This window comes from Bradyrhizobium huanghuaihaiense, from assembly GCF_025200885.1.
Classification (GTDB): Bacteria; Pseudomonadota; Alphaproteobacteria; order Rhizobiales; family Xanthobacteraceae; genus Bradyrhizobium; species Bradyrhizobium huanghuaihaiense.
In genome coordinates, this window is the sequence record NZ_CP104172.1 from 4,536,519 (window position 1) to 4,549,302 (window position 12,784).

Genomic DNA, 12,784 nt, shown 5'->3' on the forward strand with positions numbered 1-12,784 from the left:
ATGGCAAGCCTGGCTGAAGTGCGGGTAGAAGAGGCCGAGCCGATGGAGAACGAGACCCAGGCACGTCCCGAAGAGCTACGGCTGCTGGAAGCGCTGCTGTTTGCTTCGAATGAACCGCTGGATACGGCAACGCTGGCCAAGCGCATGCCTGACGGCGTGGACGTCAAGGCCGCGCTCGAGCAGCTCCAGGCCGACTACGCCTCGCGCGGCGTCAATCTCGTGCGGGTCGCCAACAAATGGACCTTCCGCACTGCCGGCGATCTCGCCTGGTTGATGACGCGCGAGAGCACCGAGACCCGCCGCCTGTCGCGCGCCGCGATCGAGGTGCTGGCAATCATCGCCTATCACCAGCCGGTGACGCGCGCCGAGATCGAGGAGATCCGCGGTGTCGTCACCTCGAAAGGCACGCTCGACGTGCTCTTGGAGACCGGCTGGATCAAGCCGCGCGGCCGTCGCAAGACGCCGGGCCGTCCGCTCACCTTCGGAACCACCGAGGACTTCCTGTCGCAGTTCACCCTGGAACAGCTCGGCGACCTGCCGGGCCTGGAAGAGCTGAAGGGCACGGGCCTGCTGGATTCGCGCCTGCCGACCGGCTTCAGCGTGCCGACGCCGTCGGACGATCCGGCGCTGCGTGAGGATGAGGATCCGCTGGAACCGGGCGAGGATCTGGATTTGGCGTTGGCGCCTGCGGTCGAGCCTGAGACGCTGCCGGAAGGCAGCAATGAGGGTGGCGAGGGCGGGAGCGAGGAGTAATCCTCCGGCCTTCCACGGGCCCCCCTGCGACCAGTTAACACTAGCAGGATTACGTAGCACCAACAGCGAATTGGCGCTGCCTTGGTCCTTGTTTTTAAGGCCCGCCAAGCCTACGTTCCGGTCAAGATCGGCCGGGTCCCCGGCCATGCGTGTTTGGAGGGTTGCAGGATGGGTTCACTCAGCATTTGGCACTGGATCTTGGTGATCGCAGTGGTCCTGCTGCTGTTCGGCCGCGGCAAGATTTCGGATCTGATGGGCGACGTGGCGCAGGGCATCAAGGCGTTCAAGAAGGGCATGCAGGACGACGACAAGCCTGCCGAGAAGCCCGAGCCGGCCAAGTCCATCGAGCACAACGCTGCGCCGACCGCGGCACGGTCCGACGTCGGCAGCAAGGCCGTCTGAGCCAGAGAGCACGCGAGACGCGGGTAGCGGCCCGATCCTGCGCGCAAGGGATTGGGCCGGTTGCGGCTTCGCGTGAACGGAAGACCTCATGTTCGACATCGGGTGGAGTGAACTGGTCCTCATCGGGGTCGTGGCCCTGATCGCCATCGGCCCGAAAGAGCTGCCGGGCGTGCTGCGCATGGTCGGACAATGGATGGGCAAGGCCCGCAAGATGGCCGCCGAATTCCAGGGCCAGTTCCAGGAGGCGATGCGCGAGGCCGAGATGGCCGACCTCAAGAAGAGTTTTGACGAGGTCAAGGAAGCCGCCACAGGATTCAATCCGCTGACCTCGCTCCAGAAGGACGTCAGCGACGCGCTGCGCGTCGATGCGCTGGACAAGCCGGCGGAAACCTCCGCGACGAGTGCTGCCGAAACGCCGGCGACTTCAAGTGAAGCGCCGGCGACTTCAATCGAAGCGCCGGTCACACCAACAACTCCGGAGGCGCCGACGCCGGAGACCTTCGTCGAAGCCGAGGCGCATGCGACCGTGAACGAGCCGCTCGCCATCACCCGTGAAGTCGAGCAGGCAAAGGTCGCGCAGGACACCGCGCCATCCGAAGCGATCAAGGACGCCAAAGCGTCATGACCGACGCCGACATCGAAGCCAGCAAAGCCCCTCTGATGGACCACCTGATCGAGCTGCGCTCGCGGCTGATCAAGGCGTTGCTCGGCTTTGGCGTGGCTTTCATCTTCTGCTTCTTCTTCGCCAAGCAGATCTACAACGTGCTGGTCTGGCCGTTCGTGTGGGTCGCAGGGCCCGAGAACTCCAAGTTCATCTACACGGCGCTGCTGGAATATTTCATCACGCAGCTCAAGCTCGCGCTGTTCGGCGCCGGCTTCATCTCGTTCCCGATCGTCGCGACGCAGATCTATAAGTTCGTGGCGCCCGGACTCTACAAGCACGAGAAGCAGGCCTTCCTGCCGTATCTGGTCGCGACCCCGTTCTTCTTCGTGCTGGGCGCGGCGCTGGTCTATTTCGTCGTGCTGCCGATGCTGGTGCGCTTCTCGCTCGGCATGCAGCAGGCCGGCAGCGACGAGACCGCGCAGATCCAGCTTCTGCCCAAGGTCGGCGAATATCTGTCGCTGATGATGTCGCTGATCTTCGCCTTCGGCATCGCCTTCCAGCTCCCGGTGATCCTGACGCTGCTCGGCCGCATCGGCATCGTCACGTCGAAGATGCTGCGCGAGAAGCGCCGCTACTTTATCGTGATCGCCTTCGTGATCGCGGCCGTGCTGACGCCGCCCGACGTGCTCAGCCAGTGCTCGCTCGCGATCCCCTTGCTGGCGCTCTACGAGGGTTCGATCATCGCGGTCGGGATGGTGGAGAAGAAGGCGGCGGCCTCGCAGGCCGCGACCGGCACTGACGTGTCGACGCCGGCGAAACCCGCCGAGTAGGGCGCTCCGATCTCCGCTGTCATTCCCTGCCTTGTGCGCAATTGCGCACTGGAGCGGGGAATCCAGTACGCCGCGGCCTCTCGAGAAATCACTGCTGTCTCTGGAATACTGGATCATCCGCCTTCGCGGATGATGACAGCTGTGCTAGGGGAAGCGCGCCAATGCAACTTACAACGTTTGCCGTTGTATGTTTACGCGCTGATCCAGGACCACGGCCATGCACGACATCAAATCGATCCGCGACAATCCGCAAGCCTTCGACGCCGGTCTCGCCCGGCGGGGCCTGAAGCCGTTGTCGGGCTCGCTGCTGGCGATCGACGAGAGGCGGCGCGCGGCGATCCTGGCCTCGGAGCAGGCCCAGGCACGGCGCAATGCGGCCTCGAAGGAAATCGGCGACGCCAAGAAGGCCAAGGACGAGGCGCGCGCAGCCAAGCTGATGGCCGAGGTGGCCGAGCTGAAGACCACGATGCCGGAGCTCGAGGCCGCCGCGAGGGCCGCCGACGAGGAGCTGACCAAAGAGCTGTCCGCGATCCCGAACATTCCGTTCGACGAGGTGCCCGATGGTGTGGACGAGCACGGCAACGTGCAGCATCACGTCTTCGGCAACAAGCGCAGCTACAGCTTTGCGCCGAAGCTGCATGACGATCTCGGCACCGCGCTCGGCTACATGGATTTCGAGGCGGCGGCAAAACTCTCTGGCGCGCGCTTCGTCGTGCTGAAGAAGGGGCTGGCGCGGCTCGAGCGCGCCATCGGCCAGTTCATGCTCGATCTGCACACGACCGAGCACGGCTACACCGAGATCAACCCGCCGCTGCTGGTGCGCAACGAGGTGATGTTCGGCACCGGACAGCTGCCGAAATTCGAGGACGATCAGTTCTGGGCGATCAAGGGCGAGCTGCTGGCCTCGCCGGACCACGAGCGGCTGAAGACCGAACGCCTAGGCCTGATCCCGACGGCGGAGGTCTCGCTCACCAACCTCGCGCGTGAATCTATCCTCGACGAGAAGCAACTGCCGATGCGGCTCACGGCGCTGACGCCGTGTTTCCGCGCCGAGGCGGGCGCTGCGGGCCGCGACACCCGTGGCATGATCCGCCAGCACCAGTTCACCAAGGTCGAACTGGTCTCGATCACGACGCCGGAGACCAGCAAGGACGAGCTGGAGCGGATGCTGTCCTGCGCCGAGCAGGTGTTGCAGAAGCTCGACCTGCATTATCGCGTGATGACGCTCTGCGCAGGAGATATGGGATTTTCGTCGCAGAAAACCTATGACATCGAGGTCTGGATGCCCGGGCAGGGCGATGGCGGCATGTTCCGCGAGATCTCGAGCTGCTCGGTCTGCGGCGACTTCCAGGCACGCCGCATGGATGCGCGCTCGCGCGGGCCCGACGGCAAGCCGCGCTTCGTGCACACGCTGAACGGCTCCGGCACCGCGGTCGGCCGCGCGCTGATCGCCGTGATGGAGACCTACCAGCAGGAGGACGGCTCGATCGCGGTCCCCAGCGTGCTCCAGCCCTATATGGGCGGCTTGAAGGTGGTCGCGCGCGAGTAGGGTTGCGAAGATCGGGCGGCCGGTTATCCTGCCGCCCACCCGTCAATGCGAACTGACCGTCCATGGCCTTGCATCGCGATATCTTCTGGGTCGGCAGACAATGGGCGGTGACAGGTGCCGGCATCCAGGCCGTCGACCAGCGCTTGCGCGGTGTGCTCGACATCGAGATCGTGCGGCTCTGGGACGACGATCTCGTGCAGAGCCGGCGGGCCAAGCCCGGCGTGAATGCCGCTGACTTCGACAAGGCGCTGACAATCGCACGCGAACGTTTTCCGCAGACACCGGACCCGATCATTGTGCAACTGGCGGCGCTCGGCGTGGTCGAGGCGCCCGTCGTAAGCCCGGCCCTGCCTGCGATGCAACTGCGTGTCGAGGGACGGCTGGCGCGCTTCCTGCCGCAATGGCGCGTCCGTCGGTAACGGGACAGGCCCGGGAACCTGGCCGGCCCCGAAATTGTCCTGGTTTGCCTGATCGGCCAGAGCCGGATAAGACGGCTCGGAACCCGCTTTCTGGAATCGACCTTTCATATGCGCATTCTCTGCACCAATGACGACGGCATTCACGCTCCCGGCCTCAAGGTCGTGGAGGAGATCGCGCGTGCCTTGTCCGACGACGTCTGGGTGGTGGCGCCCGAGCTCGACCAGTCCGGCGTGTCGCATTCGCTGTCGCTGAACGATCCGCTGCGCCTGCGCGAGGTTGGTCCGCGGCACTTTGCCGTGCGCGGCACCCCGACCGACTGCGTCATCATGGGGGCGCGGCATATCCTCGGCACCAAGCCGCCCGATGTCGTGCTGTCCGGCGTCAACAAGGGCCGCAACGTCGCAGAGGACGTGGTCTATTCCGGCACCATCGCCGGCGCGCTGGAAGGCACCATCCTCGGGCTGCCGTCGTTCGCGCTGTCGCAGGAGTTCAGCGTCGAGACCCGCGACCGGCCGCTGTGGGACACCGCGCGGAAATTCGGTCCCGACATCCTGCGTAAGGTGATCGCCGCAGGCATCCCGAAGGACACCGTCATCAACGTCAACTTCCCGTCCTGCGCGCCGGAAGAAGTGCTCGGCATTCGCGTGACGCGGCAGGGCAAGCGCAATCTCGGTTTCTTGCGGATCGACGAGCGCAGGGACGGGCGCAACAACCCCTATTTCTGGATCGGCTTCGAGCGCGCGGCGATGATGGATACGCCGGCCGATGGCACCGATCTCGCCGCGCTGCGCGATCGCTATGTCTCGGTCACGCCGCTCAGGCTCGATCGCACCAACGAAGCGTTCTCGGAGGCGTTGAGCGCGACGTTGAAGTAGCGGTTCGCGACGAACCTGTAGCCCGGATGGAGCACAGCGTAATCCGGGGCCGTCGTCGCTCGTGGCGGAAGCTCCCGGATTGCGCTTCGCTCCATCCGGGCTACGGAAGTCTACTGGCCGCCGCGCAGGGCGGCTTCGATGGTCTTGCCGAGCGCGTCGAGCTGGAACGGCTTCTGCAGCGCCGGCCGGTCGCGATACTGCTCGGGCAGGCCCGAGGAGCCGTAGCCGGTGGCGAAGATGAAGGGGCAGCCTTTCGCCTTGATGACATCGGCGACCGGCGAGATGACCTTGCCGTTGACGTTGACGTCGAGGATGGCGATGTCGAACTCGGTGGCCTGGGCGAGCCGCATGGCCTCGGTGATGTCGCCGGCTTCGGCTGCGACCTTGTAGCCGAGCTCTTCGAGCATGTCCGCGACCATCATCCTGATCATCACCTCGTCCTCGACGAGGAATACAGAGCGGCCCGAAAGCCCTGTCGCAGTCATTGTCGGTGAGTCCTTGCCCATTTGCGAAAACGTTCGCAGATAACGCGAATCGACGCAATGCGCGTTTCGGCGAACGAGCGCCTGAAAATGGCCTTTGCGTCCAGACCGCTGCAGGCCAATTTGTGGTCAAATACTGCAGCAAAAGGTTATCATGGGTTCCGGGGTAGGAACAAGATTCTCGCCCGGGCCTTGAGCTCTGCAAGCGACGATCCGGACCTGACGAGACGATACAAGCAACGATGACTCCCAATCAGCATCCGCCGGAAAAGATGATGTTTCAGCTCACGCTGAGGCGTCGGGGCATCAGCGATCAGGCGGTGCTGAGGACCATGGAGGAGGTGCCGCGCGAGCTTTTCGTCGATGAGGCCGATCGCGAGGGGGCCTATCGCGATAGCGCGCTGCCGATCGCGTGCGGGCAGACCATCAGCCAGCCCTTCGTCGTCGCCTACATGACCGAGCAGCTCCAGCTCCAGAAGCAGCACCGTGTGCTCGAGATCGGCGCGGGCTCCGGCTATCAGGCGGCGGTGCTGTCGCGGCTCGCAGGCCAGGTGCTGACGGTCGAGCGCTATCGCAAGCTGGCCGATGCCGCACGCGCCAGGCTCGAAAAGCTCGATTGTCACAATGTCGAGGTGATGCTCGGTGACGGCCTCAACCTGCCGCCCAATATCGGCCCGTTCGACCGCATCATCGTCACCGCCGCGGTGGAGCAGCTGCCGGAGAATTTGGTCGAGCGGCTCGATGTCGGTGGCATCCTGATCGCCCCGGTCGGACCGCATCAGGGCGTGCAGACGCTGATCCGCCTGACCCGGACCGAGGCCGGGATCGAGCGCAAGGAACTCGTCGAGGTGCGCTTCGTGCCGGCACTGCCCGGTGTGGCGCGGGAGCTGTAGAATACCGGATTGGCTGTTCCGCCAACATCTTATTGGGAGGGTTAAGCCGTTATTTACTCGGCGCGTGTTTACTTAAAACACCAGTTCTGTTGCGTACGAGTGAGTAACCATGTCTGTCGTCGCCGAGTTGCTTTACTCGCGCCGCGTGCCGCAGGTCGCGGTGCTGGCGCTGATCTCCTTCAGCTTCGCAGGGTGCAGTGCCGACATGTCGTCGCGGCTGTCCCAATCGAATTTCTCCAACCCCTTCGCGTCCGACCAGACCGGTTCGGTGCAGCAGGCGCCTCCGCCGCAGCAGCCGCGTGAGCTGCCGCAATATGCGCGGCCGCAGACGCAACCCGGTTCCTATCAGTCGCAGCCCTTGCCGCCGCCGGCGGTGTCCACACCGCAATCCTATCCCGTCACTTCGGGCGGCGGCGTGTCCGGAGGCGGCCGCGGCGTCAGCTCTTATGCGCCCCCGGCGCAGCCGCACCTGGAGACCACGGCCACTGTGCCGCCGCGCTCGGTCGCAGCCGCACAGCCGGCGGGTGGAACCAAGATCATCGTCGGCACCAGCGACACGCTGGACGTGCTGGCCAAACGCTATCACGTGACGTCGCAGGCGATCCTCGCCGCCAATGGCTACAAGGGACCGCGCGCGCTCTCGCCCGGTCAGCAGCTGATCATCCCGCATCCGGCCACGGCCGCTGCACCCGCGCCTGCGATGGCTCCTGTCGCCGCGGCTCCGGCGATGGCGCCTGCTGGCAAGCCGGTTGCTGCCGTCGCTGCGCCTCCGAGCAGTCATTTCGTCAATCGCGGCGACACGCTCGCCAGCATCGCGCGCAAGAACCATATCTCCGCGGCCGAGCTCGCCCGCGCCAACGGCCTCGATGCCTCGGCAAAGCTCAAGCTCGGCGCCAAGCTGACTGTGCCCGGTGCCAAGACCGCCGCCCTCGCGGCGCCGGTTGCTGCGGCTCCGGTCGGCGCTGCTCCGGTTGCGGGTACGCTTCAGCCGGTCGCGGCTGCTCCCGCGCCCGCCACCAAGATGGCGGCCCTCGCGCCCGTGCAGAGCGCCCGCTTGGCGCAGGCCACGGCGAATGTCGAAGAGAAGCCCGCCGAGATGCCGGCGAAGGCTGCGGAAGCCACCGGCGCGCTGCCGACCTTCCGCTGGCCGGTGCGCGGCAAGGTGGTCACGACCTACGGCGCCAAGACCAACGGCAAGTCCAACGACGGCATCAATCTCGCGGTGCCCGAGGGGACGCCGGTCAAGGCAGCTGAAGACGGCGTCGTCGCCTATTCCGGCAACGAGCTGAAGGGTTACGGCAATCTGGTCCTGGTTCGGCACTCCAACGGCTACGTCACCGCATATGCCCATGCGAGTGAGCTGTTGGTGAAGCGCGGCGATACCATCAAGCGCGGTCAGGTCATTGCCAAGTCGGGTCAATCCGGTGAGGTGGCGTCGCCGCAGCTCCACTTCGAGATCCGCAAGGGATCGAGCCCGGTTGACCCGCTTCAATTCCTGAACGGAGCGTGAGGCGCGGGCCCGAGAAGTCGGACGCGCAATCATCACGAATATGCTGTCATCGCCCGCCTTGTGCGCATTGCGCACTCGAGCGGGCGATCCAGTATTCCAGAGGCGGCGGTCGCCAGGCCCAGAAGTTGCCTCGAACCATGGCGTACTGAGTCTTTTGCGACCGGAAAATCAAATTTCGAAAAACAACCCCATGCAAAGTAGCCGATGGCTGTCGGTGTGATCTTTTAGTGTTTTGAGTCTGCTTCGGTTTCGACGGCGCAACGGACATGGCTGGGCTTGCCAGCGACCCAGCGCCGGCGTGAACGACCCAACCCGCAACCTTTGATCTAGATCAACCTGGAAGAGTGGCGTTCCGTTTCCGTGGCGGCGCAAGCCAATGATGCACGGGTCCGGAGATCGGCATGAAGCTGGCTGATACGACATCGTCGCCTGATCCCGGACAGTCGTTCCAGCAACCAGCAGCTGAGGGGATGCTGTACGTGCCGGGCGGCACGTTTCGCATGGGTTCGGATCGGCACTATCCGGAGGAAGCGCCGGTCCACCGCGTCACCGTGGATGCGTTCTGGATGGATCGCCATCCAGTGACGAACCGGCAATTCAAGGCATTTGCCAGAGCTACCGGCCACGTCACCGTCGCCGAGATCACGCCCGATCCAAAGGATTACCCCGGAATTCTCCCGCATATGATCTACGCGGGTTCGCTGATGTTCTCTCCGCCCGCGTATCCCGTCAGTCTCCGGGACTTCAGCCAGTGGTGGACCTTCGCCAGAGGCGCTGACTGGCGGCATCCCTACGGGCCGGGCAGCGACATCCGTGGGCTGGACGATCATCCCGTCGTGCATGTGGCGTTCAGCGACGTGATCGCCTACGCAAAATGGGCCGGCAAGGATTTGCCGACCGAGGCGGAATGGGAATTCGCGGCGCGCGGCGGGCTGGACGGCGCCGAGTTCGCTTGGGGAGATGAATTTGCGCCCGAGGGCCGTCACATGGCCAACACCTGGCAGGGCGCATTTCCACGCCAAAATAGCGGCGACGACGGGTATGAACGGACATCGCCGGTCACCGCATTTCCGCCGAACGGATACGGGCTGTACGATATGATCGGCAACGTCTGGGAGTGGACGTCCGACTGGTACGCGCCTCGGCATGAGGCCGACGCTGCAAAAGCCTGCTGCATTCCAGAGAACCCGCGCGGCGGCCGCGAGGCCGATAGCTACGACCCCAGAACGACCAACGTCAAGATTCCACGCAAGGTCATCAAAGGCGGCTCGCATTTGTGCGCGCCGAATTACTGCCGGCGCTACCGGCCGGCTGCGCGGCATGCGGAGCCGGTCGACACATCCACAAGTCATCTTGGATTTCGGTGCATCAGGCGAGGTGTCTCTAACGCATCATAACGGGAGAGCAATGCCATGTTGAATTGCGTATTCAATGACAAGCTTTCGGTTGCAACGCCGCGCAAGACGCAAAGCTGGATCAAGCGGTCCTGTCTAGCGCTGCTCAGTGCGACGATGATAATTCCATCCTCAGGGTTGATTAGTACTCCGGTAGTCGCCCAACAGCCGGCGCAAAAACCAAACATCCTCTTCATCATGGGTGACGACATCGGCTGGATGCAGCCGAGCATCTACCATCGCGGATTGATGGTCGGGGAAACGCCCAATATCGATCGCATCGGCAACGAGGGCGCGATGTTCACGCACTATTACGCCGAGCAGAGTTGCACGGCCGGGCGTACGGCCTTCCTCACCGGCATGCAGCCGGTTCGTGTCGGCATGACCCTGCCAGAGATTCCCGGTAGCCCATCCTATCTGCGCCCCGGGACGCCGTCGCTTGCCAGGTTCCTGCTCGATCTCGGCTACAACACGGGGGAGTTCGGTAAGAACCATCTCGGCGACCACACCGACTCGCTGCCAACTGCGCATGGTTTCCAAGAGTACTGGGGCTACCTGTATCACCTCGATGCGATGCAGGGGGTGAGCTTCCCCGACATCAACAAGAGCCCCGCCCAGCAGACCGTCGCGCCGCCATGCAAGAACACGCCGATCCCCGGCGTACCTGAGGTTCCCGGCGCGGTGGATCCCAAGACCACGGTCTGCCTGACGCCACCGCGTCCGATGCTCGCGTGCAAGTCCTCAGATGGCACTGCAAAGAACATGACGTGCAAGGACGAGGGGCCGCTGACCCTCGACCGATCGAAGGGTATCGACGAGGAAATCTCGACCAAGGTCGTCGACTTCCTCGATCGCAACGACCCGCGCCGCACCAACAAGCCGTTCTTCGTCTGGTACAATCCGGCGCGCATGCACATCACGACCGTGCTGAACGACAAGTACCTGGCGATGGTGGGCGAGCCCGGCGGCAAGGATTGGGGCATCAATGAAGCCGGCATGAAGCAGATGGACGACAATATCGGCGTGGTGCTCAAGAAGCTCCAAGACATGGGCCAACTCGACAACACGATCGTCGTCTTCACCACCGACAACGGCGCCGAGACAATTACCTTTCCGGACGGCGGCGTCACGCCGTTCAAGGGCGGTAAGCTGAGCACCTGGGAGGGCGGCATGCGCGCCCCGATGGTGATCCGGTGGCCAGGCGTCATCAAGCCCGGCACGGTGAAGAACGAAATGTTTTCCGCTCTGGACTGGCTTCCGACGCTCGTCGAGATCGCCGGCGGCCCCAAAGGCGATGCACTCAAGCAACGGATCGAGGCCGGCGATTATCCCGGCATCGTCAAGACCACGCTCGATGGCATCAACCAGATCGACTACCTGAGCGGCAAGTCTGAGAAGTCGTTACGCGACCACTTCTTGTACTACTCCAGCACGACGCCGTCGGCGGTTCGCTACAAGAACTGGAAGATGTATTTCGCAATGGTGTCCGACGACCCGGCGGGCTTCGTTAACGGAGTGCAGCCTTACTCCTGGACCCAGGTCGTCAACATCAAGCGCGATCCCTTCGAGACCTCGGTGGGTTCGCAACAGAAGACGCTCTTCGGTATGGGCGGGGCGATTGCTTCTCCATCGACAGCCTATGTCTATGACTGGAATTTGCTGCCCATCGGCCAGCAGCTTTGGCTGATGCACCTTGAGTCTTACATCAAGTTCCCGCCGCTGCAGGACCCGGCCAGCTACAATCTGGAACAGGTCATGCGGCAAGTCAGGAATATGAAGACGGCCGGCCGCAGCGACTAATGGCCCGATACTGCATTGGCGGGCGTCACTTTCGGCGCTCGCCAATCCACTGCGGTCAGAATCCAACTGCTCACGAAGCAGCGTATCGGCAAGCGTGCGAGAACAGCAGCGATACACCAGCCTCGCACGCACCTTCAATGTTGACCGGTAGGGACCGCACAATCGAAGCGGGTCGACAATGAAACAGATCATGCGATTTTCTCGCCTTGACCGTCGCTCACTGCTCTCGTCTCTGGCGATGCTTCCGTTTCTGTCTGCCGCTCTGCGTTCCACGTCCGCCATGGCCCAGACGCAAGCCGGTCCTCTGCCATCTTGGAATGAGGGCCCGACGAAAGCTTCGATCGTCGACTTCGTCGCACGGGTCACGGAGAGTGGCGGGCCCTATTTCGTACCGCCCGATCAACGCATCGCGACCTTCGACAACGATGGGACGCTTTGGATCGAGCAGCCGATGTATGTGCAGCTCGCTTTTGTGCTGGATCGCGTGAAGGTTCTTGCGCCCATGCATCCGGAATGGAAGGACAAGCAGCCCTTCGCGGCAGTGCTGAACGGCGACCTGAAGGTGCTCGCAGCTTTCGGAGAAAAGGGCGTGGCCGAGCTGGTGGCGGTGACTCACGCCGGCATGACGACAGCGGAGTTTGAAAAGATCGTCACAGACTGGCTTGCGACGGCGCGTGATGCTCGCTTCAAACGCCCCTACACCGAACTCGTGTATCAGCCTATGCTCGAATTGCTCGTTTACTTCCGCGCCAACGGCTTCAAGACCTTCATCGTGTCAGGGGGCGGCATCGAATTCATGCGGCCATGGACCGAGACGATTTATGGAGTTCCGCCCGAGCAGGTCGTCGGATCGTCAATCAAGACCCGCTATGAAATGCGCGACAGCACGCCGGTTCTATTTCGCTTGCCGGAGGTCGATTTCATCGACGACAAGGCCGGCAAGCCGATCGGGATCAATAGCCACATTGGCCGGCGTCCGATCGCCGCCTTCGGGAACTCGGATGGCGACCTCGAAATGCTGCAATGGGCGACGCTCGGTGCCAGCGGCGCGCGGTTCGGCCTGATCGTCCACCATACCGACGCGGAACGCGAATATGCCTACGATCGCCAATCACATTTCGGCAAGCTCGATGTCGCTCTCGATGCTGCAGCGCTGAACAGGTGGACCGTCGTGGACATGAAGAAGGACTGGAGGAGGATCTTTTCGTTCGATTAGAGGCGAGATCGTAGGGCTCCTGGCCGCGCGAGCGAATTCGACGCAGCAAATCGTCC

Annotated in this window: 13 protein-coding genes; 12 read left to right on the forward strand and 1 reads right to left on the reverse strand. The window is 63.5% G+C overall.

Going from position 1 to position 12,784, the window contains the following annotated elements:
* From scpB to surE, 7 genes are all read left to right on the forward strand, one after another.
* Window positions 1-753: an SMC-Scp complex subunit ScpB gene (gene scpB, locus N2603_RS21660; RefSeq protein WP_260423950.1), complete on the forward strand. Its 753-nt coding sequence runs from the start codon at window positions 1-3 to the stop codon at window positions 751-753.
* A gap of 168 nt (window positions 754-921) precedes the next feature.
* Window positions 922-1,155, forward strand: a complete 234-nt coding sequence (locus N2603_RS21665) for a twin-arginine translocase TatA/TatE family subunit (protein ID WP_018642198.1) — start codon at window positions 922-924, stop codon at window positions 1,153-1,155.
* Window positions 1,156-1,243: 88 nt separating this feature from the next.
* Window positions 1,244-1,780, forward strand: coding sequence for a Sec-independent protein translocase protein TatB (tatB, locus tag N2603_RS21670; protein ID WP_260423951.1), 537 nt, complete (start codon window positions 1,244-1,246; stop codon window positions 1,778-1,780).
* Window positions 1,777-2,589, forward strand: a complete 813-nt coding sequence (tatC, locus tag N2603_RS21675; RefSeq protein WP_018642196.1) for a twin-arginine translocase subunit TatC — start codon at window positions 1,777-1,779, stop codon at window positions 2,587-2,589. The genes tatB and tatC overlap by 4 nt, the downstream gene beginning before the upstream one ends.
* A gap of 217 nt (window positions 2,590-2,806) precedes the next feature.
* Window positions 2,807-4,138 carry a serine--tRNA ligase gene (gene serS, locus N2603_RS21680; RefSeq protein WP_018642195.1) on the forward strand — a complete coding sequence of 444 codons (1,332 nt, stop codon included), beginning with the start codon at window positions 2,807-2,809 and terminating at the stop codon, window positions 4,136-4,138.
* A gap of 62 nt (window positions 4,139-4,200) precedes the next feature.
* Window positions 4,201-4,557, forward strand: a complete 357-nt coding sequence (locus N2603_RS21685) for a hypothetical protein (RefSeq protein WP_260423952.1) — start codon at window positions 4,201-4,203, stop codon at window positions 4,555-4,557.
* A 108-nt stretch (window positions 4,558-4,665) separates the two neighbouring features.
* A complete protein-coding gene (gene surE / locus N2603_RS21690; RefSeq protein WP_260423953.1) occupies window positions 4,666-5,433 on the forward strand; it encodes a 5'/3'-nucleotidase SurE in 768 nt (255 codons plus the stop codon).
* Window positions 5,434-5,543: 110 nt separating this feature from the next.
* On the opposite strand, the gene N2603_RS21695 is transcribed toward surE, so the two are convergent.
* Window positions 5,544-5,918: a response regulator gene (locus N2603_RS21695; protein ID WP_260423954.1), complete on the reverse strand. Its 375-nt coding sequence runs from the start codon at window positions 5,916-5,918 to the stop codon at window positions 5,544-5,546.
* Between the two features lie 239 nt (window positions 5,919-6,157).
* Between N2603_RS21695 and N2603_RS21700 the strand changes: the two genes are divergently transcribed.
* From N2603_RS21700 to N2603_RS21720, 5 genes are all read left to right on the forward strand, one after another.
* Window positions 6,158-6,808, forward strand: a complete 651-nt coding sequence (locus N2603_RS21700) for a protein-L-isoaspartate(D-aspartate) O-methyltransferase (protein ID WP_260423955.1) — start codon at window positions 6,158-6,160, stop codon at window positions 6,806-6,808.
* Window positions 6,809-6,917: 109 nt separating this feature from the next.
* Window positions 6,918-8,318 carry a peptidoglycan DD-metalloendopeptidase family protein gene (locus tag N2603_RS21705; RefSeq protein WP_260423956.1) on the forward strand — a complete coding sequence of 467 codons (1,401 nt, stop codon included), beginning with the start codon at window positions 6,918-6,920 and terminating at the stop codon, window positions 8,316-8,318.
* A 401-nt stretch (window positions 8,319-8,719) separates the two neighbouring features.
* On the forward strand, window positions 8,720-9,715 hold the full coding sequence (locus N2603_RS21710) for a formylglycine-generating enzyme family protein (protein WP_260423957.1): 996 nt from the start codon (window positions 8,720-8,722) through the stop codon (window positions 9,713-9,715).
* A gap of 195 nt (window positions 9,716-9,910) precedes the next feature.
* Complete coding sequence (locus N2603_RS21715) at window positions 9,911-11,512, forward strand: arylsulfatase (RefSeq protein ID WP_260423958.1); 1,602 nt, start codon at window positions 9,911-9,913, stop codon at window positions 11,510-11,512.
* Between the two features lie 238 nt (window positions 11,513-11,750).
* Window positions 11,751-12,728, forward strand: a complete 978-nt coding sequence (locus tag N2603_RS21720) for an HAD family hydrolase (protein WP_260424227.1) — start codon at window positions 11,751-11,753, stop codon at window positions 12,726-12,728.
* Window positions 12,729-12,784: the final 56 nt, after the last annotated feature.

What these genes read in the sequence shown, in the direction of transcription:
- tatB (WP_260423951.1), top strand. Translation starts at nt 1,244, where the DNA reads ATGTTCGACATCGGGTGGAGTGAACTGGTCCTCATCGGGGTCGTGGCC.
- N2603_RS21700 (WP_260423955.1), top strand. Translation starts at nt 6,158, where the DNA reads ATGACTCCCAATCAGCATCCGCCGGAAAAGATGATGTTTCAGCTCACG.
- scpB (WP_260423950.1), top strand. Translation starts at nt 1, where the DNA reads ATGGCAAGCCTGGCTGAAGTGCGGGTAGAAGAGGCCGAGCCGATGGAG.
- tatC (WP_018642196.1), top strand. Translation starts at nt 1,777, where the DNA reads ATGACCGACGCCGACATCGAAGCCAGCAAAGCCCCTCTGATGGACCAC.
- N2603_RS21715 (WP_260423958.1), top strand. Translation starts at nt 9,911, where the DNA reads ATGGGTGACGACATCGGCTGGATGCAGCCGAGCATCTACCATCGCGGA.
- N2603_RS21705 (WP_260423956.1), top strand. Translation starts at nt 6,918, where the DNA reads ATGTCTGTCGTCGCCGAGTTGCTTTACTCGCGCCGCGTGCCGCAGGTC.
- N2603_RS21665 (WP_018642198.1), top strand. Translation starts at nt 922, where the DNA reads ATGGGTTCACTCAGCATTTGGCACTGGATCTTGGTGATCGCAGTGGTC.
- N2603_RS21685 (WP_260423952.1), top strand. Translation starts at nt 4,201, where the DNA reads ATGGCCTTGCATCGCGATATCTTCTGGGTCGGCAGACAATGGGCGGTG.
- surE (WP_260423953.1), top strand. Translation starts at nt 4,666, where the DNA reads ATGCGCATTCTCTGCACCAATGACGACGGCATTCACGCTCCCGGCCTC.
- N2603_RS21695 (WP_260423954.1), bottom strand. Translation starts at nt 5,918, where the DNA reads ATGACTGCGACAGGGCTTTCGGGCCGCTCTGTATTCCTCGTCGAGGAC.
- N2603_RS21710 (WP_260423957.1), top strand. Translation starts at nt 8,720, where the DNA reads ATGAAGCTGGCTGATACGACATCGTCGCCTGATCCCGGACAGTCGTTC.
- serS (WP_018642195.1), top strand. Translation starts at nt 2,807, where the DNA reads ATGCACGACATCAAATCGATCCGCGACAATCCGCAAGCCTTCGACGCC.
- N2603_RS21720 (WP_260424227.1), top strand. Translation starts at nt 11,751, where the DNA reads ATGCTTCCGTTTCTGTCTGCCGCTCTGCGTTCCACGTCCGCCATGGCC.